This window comes from Photobacterium profundum, assembly GCF_003026285.1.
Taxonomy (GTDB): domain Bacteria; phylum Pseudomonadota; class Gammaproteobacteria; order Enterobacterales; family Vibrionaceae; genus Photobacterium; species Photobacterium profundum.
Genome location: NZ_PYOD01000027.1, coordinates 15,273 through 42,057, shown reverse-complemented (window position 1 = coordinate 42,057; position 26,785 = coordinate 15,273). Strand labels below are relative to the sequence as shown.

The 26,785-nt window shown below is 40.6% G+C and carries 18 protein-coding genes; 9 read left to right on the top strand and 9 right to left on the bottom strand.

All coding sequences use genetic code 11. From position 1 onward, the window contains the following. The first annotated feature begins 532 nt into the window (after nt 1–532). Nucleotides 533–1,183, top strand: a complete 651-nt coding sequence (locus C9J48_RS26865) for a CAP domain-containing protein (protein ID WP_006230111.1) — start codon at nt 533–535, stop codon at nt 1,181–1,183. A gap of 50 nt (nt 1,184–1,233) precedes the next feature. Here C9J48_RS26865 and C9J48_RS26860 read toward each other — a convergent pair whose 3' ends face one another. The 4 genes from C9J48_RS26860 to C9J48_RS26845 form a co-directional block, all read right to left on the bottom strand. Next, the gene (locus C9J48_RS26860) at nt 1,234–2,544 is read right to left on the bottom strand and encodes an LssY C-terminal domain-containing protein (protein ID WP_006230110.1); all 1,311 of its coding nucleotides are present in this window, start codon (nt 2,542–2,544) and stop codon (nt 1,234–1,236) included. Between the two features lie 9 nt (nt 2,545–2,553). Next, nucleotides 2,554–3,384 (bottom strand): glycosyltransferase family 2 protein, encoded by an 831-nt coding sequence (locus C9J48_RS26855; RefSeq protein WP_006230109.1) that lies wholly within the window; start codon nt 3,382–3,384, stop codon nt 2,554–2,556. A gap of 150 nt (nt 3,385–3,534) precedes the next feature. Next, nucleotides 3,535–4,629, bottom strand: a complete 1,095-nt coding sequence (locus C9J48_RS26850) for a DUF2955 domain-containing protein (RefSeq protein WP_006230108.1) — start codon at nt 4,627–4,629, stop codon at nt 3,535–3,537. 29 nt (nt 4,630–4,658) lie between these two features. Beyond that, the gene (locus C9J48_RS26845) at nt 4,659–5,726 is read right to left on the bottom strand and encodes an HlyD family secretion protein (protein ID WP_006230107.1); all 1,068 of its coding nucleotides are present in this window, start codon (nt 5,724–5,726) and stop codon (nt 4,659–4,661) included. Between the two features lie 99 nt (nt 5,727–5,825). Between C9J48_RS26845 and C9J48_RS26840 the strand changes: the two genes are divergently transcribed. The 3 genes from C9J48_RS26840 to C9J48_RS26830 all read left to right on the top strand — a co-directional run bounded on the left by C9J48_RS26840 (nt 5,826) and on the right by C9J48_RS26830 (nt 9,953). Then, nucleotides 5,826–6,704 carry a LysR family transcriptional regulator gene (locus C9J48_RS26840; RefSeq protein ID WP_036802725.1) on the top strand — a complete coding sequence of 293 codons (879 nt, stop codon included), beginning with the start codon at nt 5,826–5,828 and terminating at the stop codon, nt 6,702–6,704. Nucleotides 6,705–6,889: 185 nt separating this feature from the next. After that, nucleotides 6,890–8,203, top strand: a complete 1,314-nt coding sequence (locus tag C9J48_RS26835; RefSeq protein ID WP_006230105.1) for a M16 family metallopeptidase — start codon at nt 6,890–6,892, stop codon at nt 8,201–8,203. 13 nt (nt 8,204–8,216) lie between these two features. Further along, nucleotides 8,217–9,953, top strand: coding sequence for a M16 family metallopeptidase (locus C9J48_RS26830; protein ID WP_006230104.1), 1,737 nt, complete (start codon nt 8,217–8,219; stop codon nt 9,951–9,953). On the opposite strand, the gene C9J48_RS26825 is transcribed toward C9J48_RS26830, so the two are convergent. The 5 genes from C9J48_RS26825 to malT form a co-directional block, all read right to left on the bottom strand. After that, nucleotides 9,950–10,720 (bottom strand): alpha/beta fold hydrolase, encoded by a 771-nt coding sequence (locus tag C9J48_RS26825; RefSeq protein ID WP_006230103.1) that lies wholly within the window; start codon nt 10,718–10,720, stop codon nt 9,950–9,952. The two genes, C9J48_RS26830 and C9J48_RS26825, sit on opposite strands and share 4 nt — an antisense overlap. Before the next feature lie 56 nt (nt 10,721–10,776). Then, nucleotides 10,777–11,049, bottom strand: coding sequence for a hypothetical protein (locus C9J48_RS26820; protein ID WP_006230102.1), 273 nt, complete (start codon nt 11,047–11,049; stop codon nt 10,777–10,779). Nucleotides 11,050–11,250: 201 nt separating this feature from the next. Further along, entirely contained in the window at nt 11,251–11,916 is a 666-nt protein-coding gene (locus C9J48_RS26815) for an outer membrane beta-barrel protein (protein WP_006230101.1), read from the bottom strand. Nucleotides 11,917–12,137: 221 nt separating this feature from the next. Then, nucleotides 12,138–12,824, bottom strand: coding sequence for a DUF4336 domain-containing protein (locus C9J48_RS26810; protein WP_006230100.1), 687 nt, complete (start codon nt 12,822–12,824; stop codon nt 12,138–12,140). A gap of 88 nt (nt 12,825–12,912) precedes the next feature. Then, the gene (malT, locus tag C9J48_RS26805) at nt 12,913–15,621 is read right to left on the bottom strand and encodes an HTH-type transcriptional regulator MalT (RefSeq protein WP_006230099.1); all 2,709 of its coding nucleotides are present in this window, start codon (nt 15,619–15,621) and stop codon (nt 12,913–12,915) included. Nucleotides 15,622–16,099: 478 nt separating this feature from the next. Between malT and C9J48_RS26800 the strand changes: the two genes are divergently transcribed. The 5 genes from C9J48_RS26800 to C9J48_RS26780 all read left to right on the top strand — a co-directional run bounded on the left by C9J48_RS26800 (nt 16,100) and on the right by C9J48_RS26780 (nt 26,665). Then, entirely contained in the window at nt 16,100–18,562 is a 2,463-nt protein-coding gene (locus tag C9J48_RS26800; RefSeq protein ID WP_006230098.1) for a glycogen/starch/alpha-glucan phosphorylase, read from the top strand. Between the two features lie 180 nt (nt 18,563–18,742). Further along, on the top strand, nt 18,743–20,926 hold the full coding sequence (gene malQ / locus C9J48_RS26795) for a 4-alpha-glucanotransferase (RefSeq protein ID WP_006230097.1): 2,184 nt from the start codon (nt 18,743–18,745) through the stop codon (nt 20,924–20,926). 53 nt (nt 20,927–20,979) lie between these two features. Next, nucleotides 20,980–23,130, top strand: coding sequence for a 1,4-alpha-glucan branching protein GlgB (gene glgB, locus C9J48_RS26790; RefSeq protein WP_006230096.1), 2,151 nt, complete (start codon nt 20,980–20,982; stop codon nt 23,128–23,130). Nucleotides 23,131–23,464: 334 nt separating this feature from the next. Further along, entirely contained in the window at nt 23,465–25,048 is a 1,584-nt protein-coding gene (locus tag C9J48_RS26785) for a methyl-accepting chemotaxis protein (protein ID WP_006230095.1), read from the top strand. 540 nt (nt 25,049–25,588) lie between these two features. Beyond that, complete coding sequence (locus C9J48_RS26780; RefSeq protein ID WP_258191573.1) at nt 25,589–26,665, top strand: VirK/YbjX family protein; 1,077 nt, start codon at nt 25,589–25,591, stop codon at nt 26,663–26,665. Nucleotides 26,666–26,785 lie beyond the last annotated feature (120 nt).

Here is a 26,785-nt window from a genome sequence, read left to right as displayed (position 1 = left end):
TTTCCTATGTGATTTTTAAAGTGAGTACCATCAACAGCTTGTATCAGTTTTGAGACGATAAGTTATTTTTGAGATTTAATTGTTTTCCCATTTTAAAACGTAATTGCCTATTTTGTTTTATTGCTTTTTGTTTATGTGGTTTTTTTATTGTTATTTTTTATCTTGTTGTTTTGTGAGGTTTGTTTAAATGTGGAAATTTTATTATCTGCATCACTATTATATTTAATTTATTAATTCATATTTTTATCGTTATTTTTTGTTTTTTCTTTTTGTATACTTTTTTATTGAAATACAGTGGCTTACGTTTTTATTAGTGTGTTTTCTGTCAGAGCTTTGTCAGAATTTTAGTTTAAGTGGGTGCTGGGATTGAATTGTTGGATAAAAAAGAAGTATATTATTTGAGCGATTCTTAGGTTGATAGGAAAATAGCCTATATTTATTTAATCATTAGGTTCTAATTAAACTCATTAATAGCACTGTTTAATTTATCTATTGAAATACCAAGATTATTACAAATATATTGGAAGTACTCATGCGATTAATATCATTATTACTTATATCTACATTCACGTTAGCTGGTTGTGGTTCTGGCGGTTCTGGCGGTTCTGATAGCGGTCAAGTTTCATCTGGCGGAAACTCCAATACTGGTGGTGACAGCACTGTACCTGATAGCGGTGGAAGTACTGTTCCTGATAGTGGTAATGATGGTGGTACAGACCCAGAAGATGGCGGTGGCTCACCCCCTCAACCAGCACCCGATACAGGCTTCCAAGATGAAATGCTAACAGCAGTAAACGCAGCTCGTGCGACACAACAAGATTGTGGTGGCACAATTATGCCACCAGTACCTGCATTAACGTGGGATACGCAATTAGAGCAAGCGGCTTATACGCATTCAAATGATATGGCAAATTATGACTTTTTCAGCCATACCGGTTCAGATGGCTCAAGCGTTAGTACGCGTGTTACGGCTCAAGGTTATACATGGAGCTCTGTTGGTGAAAACATCGCAGCAGGGCAGAAAGATGTCGATGCGGTTATGAAATCATGGATTGAGAGCCCTGGTCACTGTTTAAATATCATGAGTGCAAACTTCACGCAGATGGGCGCATCGTTTGTGACTAACTCATCGACGCAGTATGGTATTTATTGGACTCAGGTGTTTGCAAAGCCTCGTAGCTAACCTGTTATTAAAATAGGCTGATACTTGCGATTTCAATTACATTAATTGAATTATATCGAGGTAATCACAGCGACCTGTCCATCACTGAAATAGTGGCTGCTTTTTGAAAAAGCAGCGGGGCTTGCAAAGTGCTTAAAAGAAACCTGCCAGCCTTTATTTTGTGCATGTTGAGCGAGACTATCTCGTTCAACATCAACATCCGGATCGATGGCATGTAACACGGTAATAATCCCTTTATAGTGAGCAATTTTTAAATGGTTGTCGTAGCTGATTGCACCGAGCCATATTTGTTCACCTGTTGTTGCTAATGAGCCGGCATACCACCATCGAATATGGTTTCGTTGTAGCAGGTTGCCTGTCTGTTGATAAGCTGACCACTGTGGTTGTTGGTTCCAGTATAAATCAGAAATGGGTGGTAAATCTTGCGCCATCAAAGATAAGTATTTTTTCATTGAGACATTGTCTCGTGAGAATGTTTTATTCTCAATCCAACCTAACTCTTTCATCAAGGTATTTGGCTTATTGCCAATTAAAACAACATTAATGGGTTGCGCTTGGTAGACTGGTGCTAAACCCGGATATGTTTTATATTCCAAGGTGCTTAAATCGGCTGTGGTTTGTAGGTTCGTTGTTTTATTTAGTTTCAAGCTGTCGAACGTTCCAGAATACTCGTTGTTTTTTAAGATGGGGGATTCGTATGCATACACATCACTGATAAAAAAGTGTACGTAGTTCATGCCACATAAAACAACAATCCAACATGCTGCAATGCCAAGCCATCTACTTTTATGTTTTTTTCGATAAAAAAATGCGCTACAAACAGTGGCAATAGTGACTGATATAATCAGTAAACTGTGTTCAGATAAAAACAGGGTGATTGGTGTAATGTCGGGCAATAAATTGATACCCGCCGCAAGCATATAGCCAAGAATGACGAACTGACCGACACCCAGTAACAACCCAATGAATGAATAAAGCGTAAAGACAGTCCATGACATTGCGTAGCTTCCTGCAAGAAAAGGCATGATCCAAGCAACAGGACCAAGTAGCCGCGCGACAGCAACTACTAGTGGCCCTCGTTTATTAAGCGCGAGTTTGGCTTTAGCAAAGGGGCGGCGTGTTTTAGGCATTTTGCGTGTTAGCCAGCGTCTTCCGTTATACCCCAGATACCGACCAATACAATAGCTAATCTGGTCGCCTAGAAAGCCACCTAAGAGAACAAAAATCACTCCTGAAATGAAACCATTATGAAGCGAATATCCAGCCGCTAATAGGAAGGGTTCTCCGGGAAAGAAGAGGTTAGGACCAATTAATGCGTCTAGAAAACTTCCACCAAAGAACCACCACCATGAAAATTCCATTTTTACGCCTTAGTGATTTGGTTGAGTTGTTTGAGGTTGTGCTTGTTCAGGATCTGGCGTTTTAGTCGGTTGCTGTTGCTGTTGCTGTTGCTGTTGCTGTTGTTCTGCCCCCGTCTTTTCGTTGTAGTTATCGAACTTGTATTCCATTTCTTGATTACGCATTTCTCCAAAAAATAAACGGCGTACGTTCGCTTTTAAATAGGTTAAGCCCATTTTGATGAAGCCTTCTTGTTCAAGGCGGCGTGGATCGAAAGTAAACGTGACGGGCAACATGCGGTAGCGCCAGGTTTTTGCTGCACGTTTTACATAATCACAGTCTTCACATAGCGTGATACTTTCATCAAACCCGTCAATCTCGTTGTGTACCCGTTTGGTAGAAAACAAACATGCACCTACAGACGTAGGGAAGAAGAATGATGTAGCAAATAGACCTGCATTGAATATGCCGTAGCCAAGACGATAGCTCAGTGATAGATCGTCTGCACCCATGTACACGCCAGCGACTTCTAATTTATTCTTATCGAGTTTGTGCAATGCATCGGTTAGAAATGTTGGTGAAAGACGCACATCGGCATCAAGAAATAAAAGTCGCTCGTGCTTTGCAAGGCTAGCACCAGTATTTCGACCTAGGCTTGTACCTTTATTGTCCATTCGATGAACAGTAAGTGCAGGTAAGGCCTTAGCAAAGCCCTTTGCAACGTCACATGTGTTATCGGTACTGTTTGAATCAACCACAAGCACTTCAAAGTCTTGGTGAGTTTGTTTACTAAGATCATCCAAAAGGCGACCAATACGTTTTTCTTCATTTAGGGTAATAACAACAATACTTATAGCGTTCATAATTTTTCTCCTTAGTATGTATGGAGTTGATTATGAAAGAGAAGGGCTGAATAAAAGGTGAGGGCTTGATTCATATTTCGTTCATCAAGCCCTTATTGACGTTATTTAAGGGTATATAAGACGGTTTTAGCTAGGGGAATAGCGATTAGATTAGTTACATTGAGGCTCTTTAAATTGGATAAGACGAACCAACAGATGGTGTCCTATCCAGATAGCAAGTGACGTGCCTATAACTGCAACAAATATAGAGCTGAACCGGTAACAGATTGAAAAAAAAGCGTCTTGCTGCTCAGGCACAAACGATGTTGTTAAAGGCACAGTTAAAGCAGACATTGCAGAAAAGCCAATACTGGCTTTAATGGTACCCGATGCTAACCACTTACAGAATATACCTGCTGCGATTGCGTACGCCATCAAAAATAATACTCCGTTATTAGAAAGTGTATATAAACCCAACTGCACCATCATGCCGGCTAAACAGCCTAAAAAGGTGCCAATAATACGGATTTTTGCAGCCCCTAAAGAACCAATTAAAGTCATAGGGGTTAAAACGATGAATATGGATGCTTGTGCCGATAATGAATCACTTAAATCAGCAACTTGGAATAAGATGAATGCAGCCATCGCCACAATCCATCCTAATGCTGCTTGGCGTACTCTACCAATGTCATCTTTACGTTGGTTACTGATATGTATTTTTCTCTCACTTGCTGTTGAAGTGCAAGCCTCTTTATTTGAGGTATTCGCGTTCTCTTTTTCTATGGAATCTGCAGACGAAATACCAACCAACGTTGATGATGATTTTTCAGGAAATAAATACAATGCCATCGCCACGATAGGCGCGGTAACAAGGGCAGAAGCCCATAGCCCCATTACGAATTCTTCAATATCAAAACTGTTGAAGCTACCGAAATTGAGTAGAATCGAGCCAATCAATAGCCCTGTATAGCCAAATAAGTAACTACTTTTATGGGTCATCGCAATGCATTTGGCCATTAATAGAATGCCAACAGCTAGCGTCATCAATACGGGATAAGGCTGGAAGAACCCCACAATAAAAGTGACCTGTATGCTTACCCAAACAATCCCCAACACTAATTGAATTAATATGCCTGAGTTCCATTGGTCAATTTGTGTTAGAACAAATAGGGGTAATAATGCGGCAAACAAGCCGTAAGACCAACCAAACAATAATGTTACAGCTAATCCCGCGACACAACCGAACCATATGCGCATTGTTTTCATTATCGATTACTCACGTTAATAGCGATGATTTAGTAGATGTAATGCAACATGCCGACTAGCGAAACTTGTATTTTGGCCAATAATGCCCAGATAGGGTTACTGCTAGGGTAAATAACAACAGTGGCTCGTGAGCCTACAAATAGTTGTTTAGGTAAAGGTTCATCTGTTGATAAATTCACACGAACCCGTTGGGCATCTCGTACCCATCTGTTATTTGTTTCAACAGCCGTTAATTTACCATTAGGACTTTGCTGTGCGGCGGCTACACCAAAATCACGGCTTTGAATGTTGAATGCGAATGTTTCGCCGGGAAATGCATCAAAAGTCACTAAGGCAGTTGAATGCTCATTCATTAGTGCAATGGCTTTTTCTCGAAAATCAGCCGTTACCCATAACGAATTGGTTGGAATGAATGTCAATAATGGCATATTAGTACTTGCTGTGCTGCCGACTTCAAGCTGTAAGTTGGTAATAATGCCATCACTAGGCGCATTAACTTGGGTGTGTGATAAGTCGAGATTCGCTTGCTCTAGGGCGTTTTCAGCAGCGTGAACCATACTACTTTCTCCGGGAGTTATGCCTAGTTGCACTTGTAATGAAAGTAAGTCTTGTTGTGCGGCATGAAGGTTAGATAAAGCTACACTGTTATTTGCTAACGCGTTATCTAGCATTGATGCTGATACTAGCTTTTGTCGTGCTAATTTCTTAACACGCTGATACTCACTACGCGCATTATTATAAGACGCCTGAGTTGTCGCCACTTTTGCCTTACCTGAGCTCACTTTTGCGTACAAAGCACTTTCTTGTTCATGAGCCTGTTTAAGTGCGACTTCTGCTTTTTTTACCGCTAAGGTATATCGACTTGTATCAATACTAAAAAGAGGTGTCCCTTTTTTTACAGCTTGGTTATTGCTCACTTGTACATCAGTAACAGTACCTGTGACTTCTGGTGCTATCTGAATGACATAGCCTTGAACACGGCTCTCTGTTGTTAAAGGGGCATGCCTATCTGCAACTACTATGTAGCCGGCGAAAAGAATAAAAAGAATGATGAGGCTTTGCATCCAACGGCGAAATTTTAATTCAGCAGTTTGCATGGAATGTCCAAATGTCGATAAATAAGGTTCTATTATAGAAATTGTTGATTAGATTAAATAGAATGACAAATACAACATTTGCGACCTATTAGTGAGACAATGAAAGTAAGTATGGATGATCTTTATCTGTTTGTTTTAACAGTAAGGCATGGCGGAATAAGTGCTGCTGCCAAGGCATATTCGTTACAACGTTCAAAAGTAAGCCGAAGGTTACAAGAATTAGAAAAGGCGCTTGGCAGTCAACTGTTAATTCGAACCACTCGGCATATCGAGTTAACAGAAAATGGACGTTTACTGTACGAGCAAGTGAATCAGCCTCTAACAATGGCTAATCAAGCGGTAAACTTGCTTGAAAACCGACAAAAAGAGTTACAAGGGGTATTGCGAATAGCGGTGCCTGCGGCGTTAATTACCTCTAGCATGTTTGCTGAGCTGATTGATAAATATGCAGTCTGTTTTCCTAATGTATTACTAGAAATACAGCACTGCCAAGAAAGTATCGACTTAAAGCGAGATAATATCGATCTACAGTTATTGCCTAATATTCTGAAGGTTATTAATGAAGATTATGTTCAGCAAACCTTATTGCCATTTCCTTGCTGCTTAGTGGCTTCACCCGATTATATTGCTACACATGGTGCACCGAAAGATCTTGCGAATTTAATGGACCACCGCATTTTAGTTAGCAGGTATAATTCGACCGCATTGGCTGATGGCTTAATGATTCGATTGTGTTCTGATGATTTACGTTTAATACACCACATGGCGAAATCAGCTCATGGTATCGCGTTATTGCCGACAATATTGGTTCGTGAAGCCGTCACTGCGGGTGAGCTAGTTAATGTATTATCTGGCGAACGTTTTCCTGAAATTAAGCTCACATTAATTTATCCTTCACGGGAATATTTACCAGAGAAAACCCGAGCGATGATACAGTTGTTACGTGACACTTTTACTAATGATAGTGTCACGTTGTAACCTTGCTTTAAACGTGCTGACAAAACCAGCTCGTGTCGTTCTTCGTGAAGATTTTTACTTAATAGTTAGCGAGATGTGTCTATTTTCACTATGTTTATTGAGTGGCACAAGTTCAATAAATTAAAACGATCGTATAAAAATACGGCAATATGTAGAGTTGTTCATTCTAGTATCAAGGAGTCGATATGAAGCGTTTGCTCTTAGCGATCGCCCTTTGCCTTGGCATGACGGGAGTCGCACAAGCAATGAAAGTAGAAGATGTAAAAACCCTTACCCTAGAAAATGGAATGAAAGTATTAGTGGTAGAAGATTACACAATCCCCAATGCTAATATGTATTTATTCTGGAAAGTTGGTTCACGAAACGAAGCACTTGGCATTACGGGGTTGTCCCATTTTTTTGAACATATGATGTTTAATGGGGCAAAAAAATACGGTCCGAAAATGTTTGATCGTGTCATGGAATCTGCTGGTGGTGCAAACAATGCTTATACCACTGAAAATACCACGGTATACACCAATTGGTTCCCTTCAAGTTCGGTCGAGAAAATTTTTGATTTAGAAGCTGATCGTATTGCTCATTTAGATATCAATGAAGAAATGCTAGAAAGCGAACGCGATGTTGTGATGTCTGAACGTCGAACAGGTTTAGAAAATTCAAATTGGCGGGTGCTAAATGAAGAGGTTAAAGCGGCTGCATTCCGAGTTCATCCTTATAGCTGGTCTGTTATTGGCCATGAATCTGATATTTTAAATTGGAAGTTGGATGATTTAGTTGAATATCATAAAACGTATTACGCGCCGAATAATGCCTTTGTGGTGATTACGGGGGCGGTTGAATTCGATGAAATTAAAACACTGGCAGAAGAATATTTTGCTCCAATTCCTTCTCAGCCCGAGCCTCGTAAAGTAACGGCAATAGAGCCAGAACAAAAAGGCGAACGCCGTGTTTACGTTCAAAAAAGCTCGGTTACCACGCCAAATATGATGTTGGCGTATCATGTGCCGCAAACCACACACCAAGATTATTACGCATTATCTTTACTCGAAACCATTTTAGGTTGGGGAGGAAGTTCACGGCTAGAGCGTAATATTGTCGATAAAGGGTTAGCGATTTCAGCTGATACTCATATGCCAATGTCGATTGATCCGAATTTGTTTTATTTCTATTTGGTAGCGAGCGAAGATACAAGTTCGGCTGAACTAGAAAAAGCCTTTATTACGCAGTTAGATGATGTGATTAAAAAAGGCGTGACTGAACAAGAACTCACTAAAGCAAAAAATATGAAACTAATGGATTTCTATCGTGAACTTGAAACTATTGATGGAAAATCAAATACGATTGGTACGTATGAATTATATTTTGGTAGTTATAAAGCCCTGTTTGATGCCCCTGATGAATTCGAAAAAGTGACAATAGAGGACATCAAACGTGTTGCCCATATTTACTTTCGACAATCTAACCGCACTGTTGGTGTGTTAGATGCCGCTGAACAGTAGAGGAGTGAAACTAATGACGATGAAATTACCGATTTTAGTCGCTTTTAGCTTGGCACTTGTCGCCTGTACCATGCCACCAAGCGTTAATAATACCAATATGCAAGCTCCAGGCAATGAAGCAACAATGGAGCAGACGATTGCGGTTACTAACCAGAAATCTGCGATTTTTAGTAAAACAGCATCTGATTCGATAACACCGAATATAGATTCAGAGGCAAGTAACACCGCGGGAAAGGTAGGCGTAATAATGGATTCTTCAGCAAAATTGAATGATGATAAGGCTTCAAGCGTGGTTAGTGTAAGTGGTGTAAAGCCAACACCACAAATTTTGGGTTTTGAAGATAAAACAGATACCGAACGTTTAGCTGGAGCCAGAGGCAATAGCTTACTAATTGTTGAAAAGAAGGGTAGCGCGGTGAAAAAAGGGCAGTTTTCTTTTCCCGAATACAAGAAAGCAGTACTTGCAAATGGTATGACAGTTTATTTACTAGAAAAGCATGATATTCCTGTTATTACTGTAAAAGCCATTGTTAAAGCTGGTTCAGTGAATGATCCTATTTCTGGTTTAGCTTCAATGACAGCGGAAGGCTTGTTATTAGGTTCTAAGAAATACAATAAAGTGCAGTTAGAGCAAGTTACCGATAATATCGGTGCAGGCTTTGAAGCGGGATCGAATAAAGAATCGAGCTATATCAATGCTGACTTTCTCACAAAAGATGCGGATGTCATGTTTGATGTGATTAAATCGGTACTGACTGAACCGACTTTTAATGCGAAAGAATTTGCTAAATTTCAAAAACAGAATGTAGAGTTACTGGCACAGCAAAAAGAAAGCCCTAACAAGGTTATTCGGGGTTATTACTCAAAGTTTGTGTTTGATAAACATGCATATGCCAACCCTGTAGATGGTGATCAACAGTCAATCGCGACTATTACTCCTAAACAATTAGCCACGTTCCATAATTCTTATTACCAGCCAGTCAATACTGCCATTACCGTGGTAGGCGATTTCAATTCCAACGTGATGAAGCTTGAATTAGAAGCCTTGTTCGAAGATTGGAATAATACACAGCCTGTACCTCAGCTTGATTTAAATTATGCCGTGCCAGTAATGGATAAGAGCCGAGTGCTGGTGGTTAATAAAGCCAACGCAACTGAAACTACGTTTATTTTTGGTGGGGTAGGTATAGCGAAAGACAATCCCGATTATATTGGCATTCAATTAGTTAATACCATTTTAGGTGGGCGTTTTACATCATGGCTTAACGATGAATTGCGAGTAAATTCAGGATTAACTTACGGAGCAGGCTCTGGTTTTAGTGCTTGGTCTCAATCGGGTTTATTTTCAATTAACTCGTTTACCCAAACATCAACAACAGAGCAAGCGGTTGATTTAGCTATAGAAACGTATGAACGCTTATGGGGGGAAGGTATCGATCAAGAAACACTTGATTCAGCAAAAGCCTATTTGAAAGGTCAGTTTCCACCACGTTATGAAACGTCGGAGCAACTGGCTGATATATTAGGTGATATGTATGTTTATGGTATAAACGAAAGTTATATTAACAACTTTGAAAGTCAGGTTGATTCTCTGACGCTTGATGAAACACAAAGCCTAGTTAACCAATATTTCCCGAATGAAAACTTACAATTTGTGATGATAGGCCAAGCTGCAGAACTTCAACCGTTTGTGAGTAAATACGGTTCAGTTGAGATGTTAAATATTGAGCAAGTTGGTTTTGGCGGTTAAAGTAATTGCGAATAAAACGCGGCAACTTGTTTAGCCACCCATTCTGGTTCATCCAATGTTAGGTCGTGTCCTGCTGTAGTGTGGTTAATTAGCGGCCACTCAGTATGTTTAGCGAGTGACTCACTGCACTGATGGCTTACTAGCCGATCGTTTGATGACCCAAGCAACATGACTGGTTGCTTGGGTTTTTCAGTAAAACAGAACATGGAAGATGCAAGTAACTGGTTGAATACGTTTTGTGCTGTTATAGGGCACTCTTTTTTCCATTGGGTCCAATTTTCAATGACTTTAGCTTGTATTGGTTGGTTCGATGTCATGTTGAATATTAACGTTTCTTGTTGTTCTGATTGGCTTAATAGCATACGAACAGTGGTTAGGTATTGTCGCCAGTTCAAGCGTTGATAAAACGGAGACAGTGGTCGTACGCTGGTATTCATTAAAATGGCAGAGCGTATTTCAGCAGGAAAAAGCGTCATCCAGCTAATTGCAATCATCCCCCCCATTGAAAGAGCAATCAAATCAACGGGGGTATCAGTAGTAAGTTTTAGGCGTAATTGAATACGTAAATCTTGCACCATTGCTGGAATACTTTTGGGTGATTGCAGTTTATGACGCTTTCCATTGCCAGCTAAATCGACACAGATTATTTGACGTTTAGGGAATTGCGTATTGAGTTGATTTAGAAAATCGCCCCAATGTCGCTGTTCGCGTAATAACCCTCGAATTAACACGATGGGATGTGTATTTGAAGTATTCAATATTTTCATACTTACATTGCCCACTTCTTATTTCTTCATTTTAAATGTACTAGGTAGAACGGTATCTAATGCATTTTTTTTGCCATCATTAGGCGGTAGTCTTCACTGCCAATAATCCACGATGGTCGATTAATGATTTTAGCAATAATGAATGTTGGCAATATACAGATTAATAACGGTAGCGATTCATGGAGGTAGACTGAAGCCCGTGCTTTTTCATCAGATACGTAATTTAATACGGCAAGAACATCGAAAATAGCGCCTAGTAGTGCGAGAACCGAGAGAATGACGAGGATCAACCCAAGAAAGTCGCGAAAATATACTTTGGAAGCGTCCATTTATAATACTCCTGTAATCATAATACATAATTATAGGTGATGATTTATCTTCACCCATTCCTTGTGGTGTTAAATATACGCCTAGAGGATAAGCACTAAATTGACTTACATCATACAAATGGATTGATTCAATTTGAAAAAACAAAAACGGCTTAACACCAAGATGTTAAGCCGTTTTTAAAGAAAGTGACAGGTTCTGTATTAGAAGCTGTAGCGAGCACCTAGCTGGTAGCTCATTTCTTTTAGTTCGTTGTAATCACGGTGCATTAGGTTTGCTTCAATGCTCATGTGATCAGACACTTTAATGTTGTTACCAAGGCGAACTTCGTACATTGTCTTGTCGTAATTAGCCATACGAACAGCTGGCTCAACAGTCCACTTGCTCATTAGCTGGTAACGTGCACCAACTTCACCTGTAATACCAGAGTCATCAACGCGACCCGTTACTGAAGTATTTGAGAAATTAAAGACTTCTAATTCTACTTCTGTACGAGAGTAACCCGCTAAACCGTATACGGTTAAGTCGTTATTGATTGGGTGGAAGTAACCTAAGCCTAATACGCTGTTAGAGATAGTAAGATCATCTTTAACTGTTGCGTCACCACGCGTTTCTACAAAGAAGTTGTCAGTGAAGTTCCAGCTACCACGAAGATACATACCAGCAGTATTGTCTGTTTTGCTGGTAGTCATAGTGGATGCTGATGCTGATGAAATAAGGTCATGATTGTAAGTAGAAACCTGTAAACCACCTGAAACGTAGCTGAAATTTTGTGTCAGGTTTTGCTGTGTTGTTTCAGTAGTTTCCGCTTGTGCAGTAAAAGTTGTTGCTAAAAGAGTTGCAAGGGGAAGCAGCATGAATTTATTCATTTTAAAATCCTAATTATATTTATGACAACATATTAATTACTTAATGTTGTTCTTATGTTTTCAACGATGAGGATATTACCCTTATAAAAAACATTGTGCAATAATTATTTGCACGGTGTTTTTTTGTTGGAAGGTGCTGAACATGCTGTTATGCGAGTAAGCTACATGTTTTCGTTAATGCAAATATCAATAATTAGAACTATAAGGCTGTGTGGTTCTAGTTATTGGCCTTGAAGTACCCATCGAAATGCATCAGAGAATACTTTTTTACCATTTTCTGGAATAACTAATCCGTGAGATAAGATTATACGATCGAAAGGCCATGTAAGAATTTCTTGAATAGATTGGCGTAAGCGGGCCTTATCTTTGAATGATAATCGCCAATATAAAGGCATAGCTGGGCGGTAATAGCATCCATTAATGAAGGCTAGCGCCAGTGTGAGTGGGTTGTGGGTATTGTGTAGCCACGCTAATGTATCGCCAACGATTAATGTTTTAGATTGTGGATCACAGAATACGATCTCTTCCATCGTATCACTGCCACGAACAATAGTTTGGAGCAATTGATTTCGCCATAACTCAGGTGTTTTTGCGCCTAATGCATCATCGAATGCTAAATCAGTTCTTTTTTGTTGTAAGCCTGGTGGGGTGAAAAAATATGCTTCAGGGTAGGCAAGCCACCATTCTGATAAAAACAAATGATGATTCATGTTGGGTGTGACGATTATTTGAATTTGCCCTAATTTCGTTAACTCTAATTGCAATTGAGTGGTAAGTTGAATCGGAGAATGAATCAGAAGTTTATCATTTTCTAGCCTGATCACAGTCATACGACTGCCCACAGGTATGCCATTTACTTTAAGCGGCATATCGAAGTACCAGATGCGATCTTTCGTCCATTCAGTCATTGGTTATCCTTAACCGGCTAATAAGCGAGTGTATGAAAGATCATGCTTACAAACACTCGCTGAATGGGCTTTGTCGTGTAGTTTTCCTTTAAAAGCCCATTAGTTTAAGTAAATTTTCTGCTGTATCTATTGCTTGCTGGCGATTTGCAATATTCAATTTCTGATACAAGTTACGAATATGTGTTTTGATCGTTGTAGAAGCAACATCGAGTTCAGATGCAATTTGTTCGTTGCTAAAACCGGCGTAAATTAAGCCAAGCACTTGCCATTCACGTTGAGTCAGTGGGCTTGTACGAATCAGCTCTGGTACATCCGGCAGGTTTAGAAGCTTTTCGACAAAGTTTTCATCAAAGTGTACTGAACGGTTACGTTCTTTGCTGGTCATTTCACGAAGAAGTTGCTGTACTCGGTGAAGCTCTAATTCATTTAGCTGCTTTGTATCAACTAATTCTTGCAGTAAATCGCAAATTTCATTTGCATCACACAGAAAGTTACCGATCATGCCAGTACTGTTCGTCAGAATTAATGCTTGTTTTAGGTGCTCTAAAGCAATTTTACGTTGGCCTTGTTTTTTACACAAAATCGATTGTATAACAAGGTTACGATTACTATCCGTTATTAAGTTGTGCGCTTTACAATTATCCTCAAGCATAGTGAAGATCTCTTCTGCTTGATGATATTCTTCTAAAATGATGCTCGCACGGGCGATGTTTCGCCATTGTAATTGCTGGAAGTGGTTACAAGCGCTATCAGGACGTTCAGCTTGATGCAACCAGTTCGCGATATTGTCTTTTTCACCTTTTACCTGCCAGTAAAAAAGATTAGACAAATCGGTGTTTGCACGCCAGTCAATATGATAATCAGCGCGTTCCATTAAGCTGTTACACAATTCTAAATAACGTGCTGCTTTATCTATCTCACCACGACTAAGTGCAATACGCGCCAACATTGAGTAAGCATGTAATGATTTGGTGTCATCAAAGGGAGCGAGTACTTCTAAGCTCTTATGCGCGCATTCTTCTGCTTCATCGAGTCGGTTCCAGCACCATAAAATCTGAGCGCGTAGGCGTAACAGAAATTCATGAAGAGGAACTTGTTGTAGATGTTGTTCTTTTACTAAGCGATAGGCTTGGTCGAGTAATTCAAATGCAGCTTGAACATAACCTTGAGCAACAAGAATTTCACTTTGTTGTAATAGAGCCCACAGGGCTTGATGATATACATGGTACTGACGTGCCATTTTTTCTGTTTGCTGCATCATAGGTAGTGCACGGCTGAGATTACCTAAACAGTGGTGTACTTCACCCACAACAGAGGTGGCAACGATACGACTGCGGTATGTAGTTGAAGGCAACTGTCCTAATGCTTGTTCAGATAACTCTAATGCATCTAATGGTTTACTTTGGTTAATGGCAACTTGAGCACGAAGCGCATTAAACTCACCTTGTAATCCATCGTCTAACACCAAATTTCGTTGTTTCATTTCTTCCTCAGATTCAGCGATTAACTCACCAACATCATCATAGCGGTGCTGACTTTGTGCCAACCAAGCGCGTAATAGGGTAAGGCGTGGTGCGCTGAATAGTTTCTCAGTGCTGAGTGTCGATACGGAGTCTTCTAAGAGTTTTAATTCTCCGTGATGGTACATATTCCAGCCGTAATCAGTTAGGATCTCTATGGTGAGATCTTCATTTTTACTTTTCATTGCATGCATTAAAGCTTGTTGTGGACTATTTTGTTTTAGCCATGCTTTTGCAGCGTTGTTGTGTAACTCTGTTCGTTGTTGTGGTATTTGAGAGTAGCGCTGGTGGCGTAAAAATTCTGCGAAAAGGTTATGGAAGCGATACCAGTTATCAGCCCCTTCAAGTGTATTCAAGAATAAACCAAAACGGTTGAGTGATTCCAACATAGAGAGTGCGTCACTACGACCCGTTAAGTCAGATACTAATTCAGCATTGAAAATATCTAATACTGAACACTGTAATAGAAATTGCTGGGTTTCACGATCTAATTGGTCAAAGACTTCTTCTGCTAGATAGTCCCACAAATGCCCGCGGTTAAAATTTGCCATTGAAAGGGCAGATTCCGCTAGGTTATTGGGCTTTTGTTGGGCATGCAGGGCGATAAGTTGTAAAGCTGATGGCCAACCTTCGACTTGTTCTCGCAGAGAATTGAGTACTGTTGTTTCAACCTCTGAAGAGACTCGCTTGTGAAAGAAGCGCTCGGTTTCTTCTTGATCGAAAGCCAGTAAATGGTTATCTACTTCAATCAATAAATCGCGTACTCGTAAATTTGCAGTGCCGAGTGGCGGTTGAGTACGGCTGGTAACCACTAATGTGACGCAATCTGGCATGTGCTTGAGGAAAAAGCGCATACCTTCATGGATCTCTTCATTATTGATCACATGGTAATCATCAAGAACTAAATACGTTTGTTCACTATAATCTGATAATTCACCAAATAATTCACTGAATAGCGTTGTTAAACACGCAAATTGGCGGCGTTCTGCCATTGCTTGGGTTTTTAAGCAGGCATTGTTTGTTGCTTTATTAATGGATTGCAGTAAGTAGTTTGCAAACCTAAAGGTATCGTTATCACTTTCATCAACGTTAAACCATCCAGTATGTGAGTGTTTATTCAACCACTGCGCGGCCATTGTTGTTTTACCGTAACCGGCAGGCGAACGAAAAAGAACAAGGCGATAATAAGGCGCTTGATCGAGGCTTTCCAGCAATCGAGAACGAAGAATTGCGTTATGAAGGCGTGCTGGTCGAGTCAGTTTCGAAGGTATCCACATAGTATTCTTTACGTCTTTTATAAGGGTTCAAGATCCGATTTGAAATCTTCCTTTCGTTACAAAGGAATAGTAAGTATGTGCTTTATGCTACTTGCTAATCAAAATCATGCAGTAAATGGCTACTACAATATTTGATCCTAACCATAACTTTACCTTTCTCATGGGTTTAAAGCGTCCTTCTATCGTCTCTCATCCCTAAAAGTATGAACCACTTCACATAATGCGTCTGTGACACAAAAAATTAAGCGGGTAGTTGCACATGGGTGTTTCATTCATAAGTGTGAACTAGGTTGCATGGTTAGCTTGTGATTATTCATCTACACCCTATTTTTATGGAGAGCGTCACAAAAAATACTCGTTAATATTACCTACGCCCCTTCTACTCATCCCTCATACCCCAAAGTTAGGAGGATGTTTTTATGAATAAACACAGGCAACATAGATTCCAGTTGAAATAATCCTAGAGAGAGAATGAACCATGACTACACGTGGTCAAACACAACAATTTGATAAAGCTTTATTTAAAGCATCAGTAGAAAAACACTTAGTGACTACTTATGCGAAAACGCCAGAGACAGCAGATTCACGAAGCTGGTATCTAGCAGTCGGCAAAGCATTAGCTGAGATCAGCACCGGCAGCCTGCTAGAAACGGAAAAGCAAATTGCAGAACAAAATGTACGTAGTGTTAATTACCTTTCTTTAGAATTCTTGATTGGTCGCCTTACTGGTAACAACCTTATCAGCATGGGGTTATACGAAGAAGTGAGCGCAGCAGTAGAAGAGCTAGGGCTTAACTTAACAGATTTACTTGAAGAAGAACGTGATCCTGCATTAGGTAATGGTGGTCTTGGCCGTCTAGCTGCTTGTTTTATGGACTCTTTAGCCGCGCAAGAATACCCTGCCGTTGGTTACGGTCTTCATTATGAATACGGTTTATTTAGCCAATCTTTTGAAGGTGGACATCAAGTAGAAGCGCCAGATGCGTGGCGCGGTATTGAGGGCTACCCTTGGGAAGTTGTTCGCCCTGAACTTGGCCAAACTGTTGGTCTGTTTGGTTCAGTTGAAACATACACAGATAAAGCGGGCACTAGTTGCCGCCGTTGGGTTCCAGCAATGACCGTTGAAGGTGTTGCTTGGGATCTTCCTATTGTTGGTTACGACAATAAGAGCGTTTACCCTCTGCGTTTATGGGAATGTCGTTCACCAGTACCATTCAATCTAGCTCGCTTTAACGATGGCGACTACGTTGGCGCACAATACGGTCAATTAGAAGCTGGTAACGTCACAAAAGTGCTTTACCCAAATGACAATCATGATCAGGGTAAAACATTGCGCTTAATGCAGCAGTATTTTCATTGCGCATGTTCTGTAGCCGATATTCTTCGTCGCCATTTTGCGGCTGGTAACAAAATTGAAGATCTTGCGAAACTTGAATCTATTCAATTAAATGATACTCACCCAACAATTGCGATTCCTGAACTAATGCGCATCCTTATTGATGAGCACAAATTAGGTTGGGATGCGGCATGGGCAATTTCATCGAAAGTATTTGCTTACACAAACCATACATTATTGCCTGAAGCACTGGAAAGATGGAGCGAGTCTCTAATCGCAGACATGCTTCCTCGCCATATGGAAATTATTTTCGAAATTAACCACCGTTTCATGACGTTGGTTGAAGAGAAGTGGCCAGGTAACAACGAAATCAAACGTAAGCTTTCTATTATTGAAGAAGGCCAGCAGCGTATGGTTCGTATGGCAAACTTGTGTGTGGTCAGTACTTACGCCGTTAATGGTGTAGCGGCTCTGCACTCAGAGTTAGTTAAACGCGATTTATTCCCTGAATTCAATGAACTATTCCCAGGTCGTCTTCATAACGTTACAAACGGTGTTACACCACGTCGTTGGTTAAAGTTCTGTAACCCAGGCCTTACTGAGTTAGTGAATGAAAAAATCGGCACAGAATGGCCTGCAAAACTTGAGCAGTTGTCTGGTTTAGCTAAATTTGCGGAAGATAAGAAATTCCAGAAGCGTTACCTAGCAGTGAAGAAAGACAACAAGCAACGTTTTGCTGATTGGGTTCAAGACAACATGGGTATCGAGCTTGATACTAATGCAATCTTTGATGTTCAAATTAAACGTCTACACGAATATAAGCGTCAGCACTTGAATTTGCTTCATATTCTATCGCTTTACCATCGTTTACTGAATGAACCTACGTTTGATATGCACCCTCGTGTGTTTATCTTTGCCGCGAAAGCAGCACCGGGTTATGCATTAGCAAAAGATATTATCTTTGCAATTAACAAAGTTGCAGACAAAGTAAATAACGATCCTCGTCTTGGCGGTAAGCTGAAAGTTGTATTCGTACCTGATTACCGTGTAAGCCTTGCGGAAATCATTATTCCTGCGGCTGACGTGTCTGAGCAGATATCAACAGCAGGTCTAGAAGCGTCGGGTACAGGTAACATGAAGCTTGCACTTAATGGTGCACTAACTATCGGTACGATGGACGGTGCAAACGTTGAGATCCGTGAAGAAGTGGGCGACGAAAACATCTTTATCTTCGGTTTACTGGTAGATGAAGTACTGAAACAAAAAGAAGAGGGTCACGACCCTTACCGTTACTACCACGCTGATAGCCTTCTACGTGCGTCGCTAGATTTATTGAATACAGACGAATTTACACCGGGCAACCCTGGTCAGTTATCGGCGATTCGCCAAAACTTACTGGACGGTGGTGACCCATATTTAGTGCTTGCTGATTTCGCAGACTACGTAAAAGCACATGAGAAAATTGATGCGGAATACCGTGATCAAGCAACATGGGCACGTAAAACGATTTTGAATACAGCACTTGTTGGTAAATTCAGTTCAGACCGTAGTATCCGTGACTACGTTAATAATATCTGGAAACTAAAAGCAGTCTCAGTTAAATAACTGCTTTAAACGGCAAGTGCCATCATTGGTACTTGCCGTAATCATTAACTTTCTTGCTTGTTGATGGCAGTTGCTAGTTAGCAAACAAAGGCATCGATATTTGGAAGTTAAGCGCCACTCTGTATTGGTATCAGCAAATTAAACATCGTAGCGACATTAAGATCGCTATCGGAGAGAACGATGAAAGATGATCAAGTATTAAAACAAGTTGCAGAAATGGCTGGCCTAGCTGACAGTTATGTCAGTGCTTGGGGTGATGAAGCTCAAGTAGAAAACGAAACCCTACGTCGTTTATTATCTGCGCTTGGCTATGACACCAAAAATGATGATGCATTAATGGAATCTGCGCTAAAAAGACAGCGTCCAGATGTATTAGCACCTGTTAAGGTTGTTCGTAATGGCGAACCCATGCACATTACGTTACACCTAGGCATAAGTGCACGAGCAAGTGATTTCAGCTGGAAACTTACTACCGAACAAGGTGTAGTAATGGAAGGTTGGTTACAGTCTCAACTTATTTCTGATGATCGTGAAAATGGCGGTCCTCTTGTTTTTGCATTACCTGATGATTTGGCGTGGGGCTACCATAAATTAGAAGTTTTCCGTAAACGCCGTAAGTCTCCATTTGAAATGACATTGATCGTAACTCCAACGTCTTGTTATAAGCAGCAAGCGCTGCTGGATGATAAGAAACTTTGGGGCACCAGTGTTCAGCTTTATTCTGTTCGCACCAACCATAACTGGGGTATTGGTGACTTTGGCGATCTAAAACAATTAGTTGCTGATATTGCGGCTCGAGGTGGTGATTTTGTGGGACTCAACCCAATTCACTCACTGTTTCCTGCTAACCCAGAAGGTGCAAGCCCATATAGCCCATCTTCACGACGTTGGTTAAACTTGATGTACATTGACGTTAGCTCAGTATCTGAGTTTGCGCAGTGTGACGCAGCCCAACAGCTTGTTGGTAGTACTGAGTTTCAACAACGTTTAGTGGAAGCGCGTAATACTAATTGGGTGAATTATAGCGAAGTGTCTTGCTTAAAGATGGCAGTACTTCCGTTACTATTTGATACTTTTAGTGAGCGTCACTTAGATAATAATACAGAACGTGCAAAACAATTCTTACAGTTTGTTGAAGAGGGCGGTGAGAGCTTACTTCATCAAGCAGCGTTTGATGCATTGCATGCTGATCTTAAGAAGAAAGATGATAATGCTTGGGGTTGGCCTGTATTCCCAGAAGAGTACCGTCATTTCGATAATGCTGCAGTTAAAACTTATATTAAAGATAACGCTAAGCAAGTTCAGTTATACATGTACTTACAATGGCTAGCAGACACTCAGCTTGCTGAAGTGAACGAGTTAGCTGAAGAGAAAGGCATGGCAATGGGTCTATACCGTGACCTTGCCGTTGGCGTTTGTGATTCTGGTGCTGAAACATGGGCTGACCATGGTGCGCTTTGTCAAGATGTTAGTGTTGGCGCGCCACCTGATATTTTGGGGCCATTGGGTCAAAACTGGGGGTTACCACCGCTAAACCCTGAAGCATTAAAAGAAACAGCTTACGAACCTTACATCCAGTTATTACGTGCAAATATGCGTAACTGTGGTGCACTACGAATTGACCACGTTTTAGGCTTGTTGCGCCTTTGGTGGATTCCGAAAGGTGAATTAGCAACGCAAGGTGCTTACATGTACTACCCAGTAGATGACATGATGGCAATCTTAGCATTAGAGAGTCACCGTTTTCAGTGTACCGTCATCGGTGAAGACTTGGGTACAGTGCCAGATGAAATTATAGGTAAACTGTCTACTGCGGGTATTCACTCATACAAAGTATTCTTTTTCGAAACAGCGGAAGATGGTGGTTTCTATTCTCCGGCTCATTATCCATCACAATCTATGGCGGCATTATGTACGCATGATATGCCAACACTTCGTGGTTTCTGGCATTGTGATGACTTGAAAATGGGTGAAGAATTAGGGCTTTACCCAGATAAAGAGCAACTTGCGGGATTATTTGCAAGTCGTGCTGAAAGTAAGCAAAAAATCCTTGATAGTTTAGACTGGCATGGTTATCTTCCTGAAGGGGTAGGTCACGATGCGAGTTATGTTCCAATGGATCTGCACCTGAGTGAAGGTATGCAGATGCATTTGGCTGCTAGTTCGAGTGCATTGCTGAGCCTACAATTGGAAGACTGGTTGGAAATGGATAAGCCAGTTAATATTCCTGGTACAGTTGATGAATACCCTAACTGGCGTCGTAAGCTTTCTACAACATTAGACGATTTATTTACACGTCAAGATATTATTGATCTAACTCGTCGTTTAACAGACGCACGAGGAAAAGCAAGCCAGAAAAAATAATCAGGAGTAGTGCGTTGGACACGATCAAAGTGACACGCAGTGAAAAGGAATATATGCAGCTCGAAAGGGCTGCTTTTTCGGACCCATTTTCGTTTTTAGGTCCACAGTATCAGTCAACAGGCATCGCACTACGTGTGTGGATGCCTGGCGCTGTTTCAGTGGTAGCCGAAATTGAAAATGGTGAGAAATTTCTTCTTACACGCGAAGATGAAAGTGGTTTCATTTTAACTAGTAAGATGGATTTTACCGCTGCAGTATATAAGTTACATATAAGCTGGCCGACTGGTGAGCAGACAATTCATGACCCGTACCAGTTTCATGGGTTTATGCCTTCAGGTGATGCACTAGTATCGCCTTCGAAAATGCATAGCGAGATGGGTGCACAGTTGATCTCCCTTAATAAAGGTGGTCAGCCAATATCTGGTGTACGTTTTCTTACTTATGCACCGAATGCATCAGCAATAAGTGTTATTGGTGATTTCAATGTTTGGGATGGTCGCCGTCACCCTATGCAACGTTTGGATGATGGCCTATGGGGCTTATTTATTCCAGACTTAGACGATGGCACCCAGTATAAATTTGAATTAAAAGATAGCGCAGGAAATAGCTTACCGCATAAAGCTGATCCTTGGGGTTATTCATCAGAACAGTACCCATCTTTTACTTCTATCGTCTACGATCAGTCTCGTTATCAATGGCAAGATAAAGCATGGCAAACACGTCCTGTTAGTGTGAAGCATCAAGAAGCATTGTCTTTTTATGAGCTTCACGCGGGCTCGTGGCGTAGAAATGAGCAGGGTGATTTTTTAACATATCGCGAACTTGCAGAACAGCTGATCCCTTATTTATCAGAGATGGGATATACCCACCTTGAATTAATGCCGGTTTCAGAACATCCGTTCTATGGTTCATGGGGTTATCAACCTATTGGTTTGTTCTCACCAACAAGTCGATTTGGTACACCTGATGATTTCAAATACTTCGTTGATCAATGCCACTTAGCGGGTATCGGTGTCGTACTTGATTGGGTTCCAGCTCATTTCCCTTCTGATGATCACGGTCTTGCTAATTTTGATGGCACAGCATTATTTAATGACCCAGATCCTCGTCGTGGTTGGCATCAAGATTGGAAGAGCTACATCTATGATTACGGTCGCGATCATGTACGCCGCTTCCTAGTATCGAATGCATTGTTTTGGTTCGAGCATTATCATATTGATGGTTTGCGTGTTGATGCTGTGGCATCTATGTTGTATCTCGATTATTCCCGTGAGCACGATCAGTGGATTCCAAACCACGATGGTGGTAATGAGAACTACGATGCAATCAGCTTGCTACGTTGGATGAATGAAGAAGTGTATTCTCATTATCCAAATGCGATGACCATTGCTGAAGAATCAACGGCATTCTCTGGTGTTTCTCGTCCTACTGATATGGGCGGTTTAGGTTTCGGCTTTAAGTGGAATATGGGGTGGATGCACGACAGCCTTTCTTATATTCAAGAAGAGCCTGTGCACCGTAAATTCCATCATAATACGATTACCTTCCCGCTGATTTATGCATTTAGCGAGAACTATGTACTGTCTTTATCTCACGATGAAGTAGTTTACGGTAAAGGTTCGCTATTAGATAAAATGCCAGGCGATGAATGGCAAAAAAGTGCTAACTTGCGTACATACATGGGCTACATGTATGGCCAGCCAGGTAAGAAACTGAACTTCATGGGGGCTGAAATTGCTCAAAGTGCCGAATGGTCACATGATGGTCAACTAGAATGGCACTGGTTAGAGTATCCACGCCATTATGGCATGAAAAAGCTTGTCAGTGATTTGAACCATTTGTACCAAGATTTGCCAGCATTACATGAACTCGATTGTTCTCCTGAAGGGTTTGAATGGCGTGTTCAAGACGATGCTGAAACCAGTGTGTTAGCGCATGAGCGATTTGCACTGAATGGCGATAAAGTACTCGTGATTTCTAACTTCACACCTGTTCCTCGTGAAGGTTACACCTTGGGTGTTCCTGAAAAGGGCGACTATGAAGTACTGCTTAATACTGATGCTGAAAAATATTGGGGTAGCGGCACACCAATACAGCAAACGGTGAAAACGCAGTTGTTAGAAAAACACGGCTTAGCACAATCCATTACGTTGGATCTACCGCCATTATCAACGGTATTTTTAGCATTTAAAAAACACGCATAAAACGCGTGTATAGTATAAATGTGTTTAAAAAAAACGATATGTAATACCTAGTTGCTTAGCAACGTGTTGCACTTACTTTATTAAGATTCAATAGGTTACTAAGTAATGAAGTAACAAAAAAATACGTTGAGTATTTAGAAAATAAAGCCTGTGATCATGCATCACAGGCTTTTTTTTATTCAATCTATAGATAAAACATATGTTTATTTTGTAAATGCTAATCAGTGTCAATTTATTGTCATCTTTGCAATGGTACGGTGGGGCTATGTGGCTGTAATCGCATATTTCAGGTCAATGACCATGCTGTTGAATATAAAATAATAAGAGAAAAATAATGACAAAATCTCCCAAAGAGATGACACATAAAGAGTTGGATAAAGAAGTTGAATATTCACAAGGAATTAATCTGATATCAACCACCGATCCAGCTAGTCACATTACTTATGCAAATCAGCATTTTTGCGATGTTGCGGGGTATAACAAAGAGGAAATGGATGGAGAATCACATAATCTAGTTAGGCATAGTGACATGCCGAAACAGGCGTTCGCTCAACTTTGGCAATACATAAAGTCAGGTAAGAGCTGGATGGGGTTAGTGAAAAATAGTTGTAAAAATGGCGGCTATTATTGGGTTTCAGCTTTTGTAACACCGATCACCAATGACAAAGGTGAAGTAGTTGAGTTTCAATCTGTACGTAGTCGACCCGATCAGGCTAGTGTTAGTCGTGCAATTCAACTCTATAAGCAATTGAACTCGGGCAAGAAAGCCAGCACATTACGGCCTCGCTTTGCACAAACCATTTTAATTCCATGTCTTCTTTCTGTCGCTCTTGTATTGGCGATGGTACAAATATTGATGTCTGGCCTAAATATCATTTCTATCGCGATGCTTTTGGTTATTGTCATAACGAGTGGGATCAGCATACATCTGTATCAACGCTTTAAAAAATTAACAGAGATAGCAAAAGAAGCTTACGACAATCCATTAATGGAGCATGTTTATACGGGAAAAAAAGATGATGTATCTGTGATTGAATTAGCATTACGTATGCGTCAAGCAGAGCTACGAGCCATTGTAGGGCGTGCTAGCGAAACATCGGGTGATATTCTTATTTCTGCTGAGGATGAATTTGGTAACACACAACAAATGCAGACCAATCTTGAACAACAAATGGCGGCAACAGAGCAAGTAAGTGTTGCCATGGGACAAATGTCTTCATCGATCCGTGAAGTGGCAGAAAGCGCAGCACAAGCATCGACGATTACCTCTGAAGCCCAGCAGATGTCGTTAGAAGGACAACAGAGTGTTGAAACGACTATTAATTCTGTACATGCATTGCATCAAGAGTTAGATAACTCCAAGCAGGTCATTAATGCATTATCGGATAGCAGTAAACAAATTGAAGGCATTATGGATGTGATTGGCTCGATTGCAGATCAAACTAACTTATTGGCATTGAACGCTGCGATTGAAGCGGCGCGCGCTGGTGATGCAGGGCGCGGCTTTGCGGTAGTTGCTGATGAGGTGCGTTCGTTAGCGCAAAAAACGCAATCATCTACGGGCGAAATTCAGCAGATGATTGCACGGCTACAACAAACAGCTAGCCAAGCGGTCGATGCTGTTGAACGTGGCGGTGCATTGTCGAAACAATGTAATGATCAGGCTGCAGAAACGGGCACCTTATTAGAGCAGATCAACGAGATGCTTAACCTAGTCACAGATAGCAGCCATCAAATAGCCTCGGCGGTGGAAGAACAAGCTGGTGTTAGTGATGAGATCTCTCGTAATGTTCAAAACATAAACGAACTAACGGTCGCAACGTCAAAAACCAGCAATTATTCTGTTGAGAATACCCGAATGTTAGTCGATCGTCTTGAAACGATGAAGCGCTTGATGGATCAATTTCAACGTATATAAACTGCGTCAGTCATCAACCTCCAAATATTATCTTGCTTATTATTAGGTAAGATATAAACCGATAGATTATTACGCCATTGATGATCGTTATTAAACGATCATCAATGGCGCTTTTGTATATCCCCAAGTTAGCATCAAGATGCTCGTTTCAGCAAAACTTGCCCTTTGGGAGTGATTTTTGAGGTCGCTTGGGTATACATGTCTTCCTAATTTTTTCTGTAGTAGCAATTAACGATTAAACGAACATTATTTGTACGCTGTTCATAATTAACTGTACAGCGTGCATTACCGTTCGGTATACTTTGACAGAATTTTCACATATTGCCTTATATGATATGACGTGCTGTATGTGTATGATTTTTAAAAGAGTGTTTATTCATATAAATACAGACAGTTAAGAATTTTTGGAGTTGTTAGTTCGCATAACTACTGGTTTGATTGTTTAAGTCAGTGACGGTTCACGAAAGGTGAACACCAATGTGCAACTTGTCCTTAATTGACAAAAGAAGATTAAATATTTTGAATGTAAAGGTTGAAAAGATGAGCAGTTATTTGCGTGCGTTGCCTAAAATTGCAGACGATTTATACCCAGGTAGTACTGGATGGCGCAGAATTAAAAAGAATGTGCGTTTCTGTTTGTGGGGCATAACGAATGCAAATGCGGTGAAATCGATGATGACGCTATTTGATAATGAAACGTTATCACCAGTGTTGAAATCTGACCCTCGTATTTTAGAAAAACCCTTGAAGCCGTACTTATGTGTTAATTGGAGTCGCGCCGAGCGTGTAACACATATTCAAGATCACTTTAATTTTTGTCAGCATATTTTTGGCTCTAATTTATCAAAGATTTATGAAAACGTAGGTCTAACCATTTTGTCGTTTGACGACTCGAAAGGTGACTCTTACCAAGTGAAGTTATGTGCAGGTGGAAGCCGAGAAGGGTCTTTAGGCTTGCAGCTAAAAGATGCACAAAACCGTACTATCTATTCATTAAGCTGTCATGTATCTACACGGCCTAAAACCATTTTTTATATCGGTTCAGTGCAAGGACCAAGTGATGATATTGAAGATCGTAACGATGTGATCAAGTTGCTTACACGTTCGGTGCATGGCTTACGAACCAAGGCATTGATGTTAGAGGTAGCATTGATGTTAGCGAAAATCCTAGGCGTTGATGAGGTTCATGGAATCTCTAATAAAGCGCATATTTACCAAGCGTTGCGTTATGTGGGTTCGAAACGTAAATCAGTAACATTTGATTACAATGATTTATGGGAAGAGTATGGCGCTGAAGTTCTGAACAAATACTTCTACAAGATACCACTTCACCCATTGCGTAAAGACCCAACAACATTAAAGAAAACCAAACGTCGTTTGTATGTAAAACGTTACCAGTGGTTGGAAGATAGCGAACAGGCTGTCATGAAAAGTTTATGTGCCCTGAGTACTAATCTTGATTTTATTGCCCATCTAACCTCGATGATAAAAATTGAAGAACCTCACATTGAGGATGCACAAGGCAATACAGCAAAGGTCACAACATCTATCAATGTTTCGGTAACGCCGAACATGGTTAAGAAAGATATAATAAAGATGTCGACGAAAGTTGCCTAGAGCATAGCCTTTCAGGCGGCAGCTAACAATATTATGTAAATAAGAAAGCGAGCATCGAAATGATGTTCGCTTTTGTGTTTAGGGAGTATTCATAAAGTAAATCGGCCGCTATTTTATATG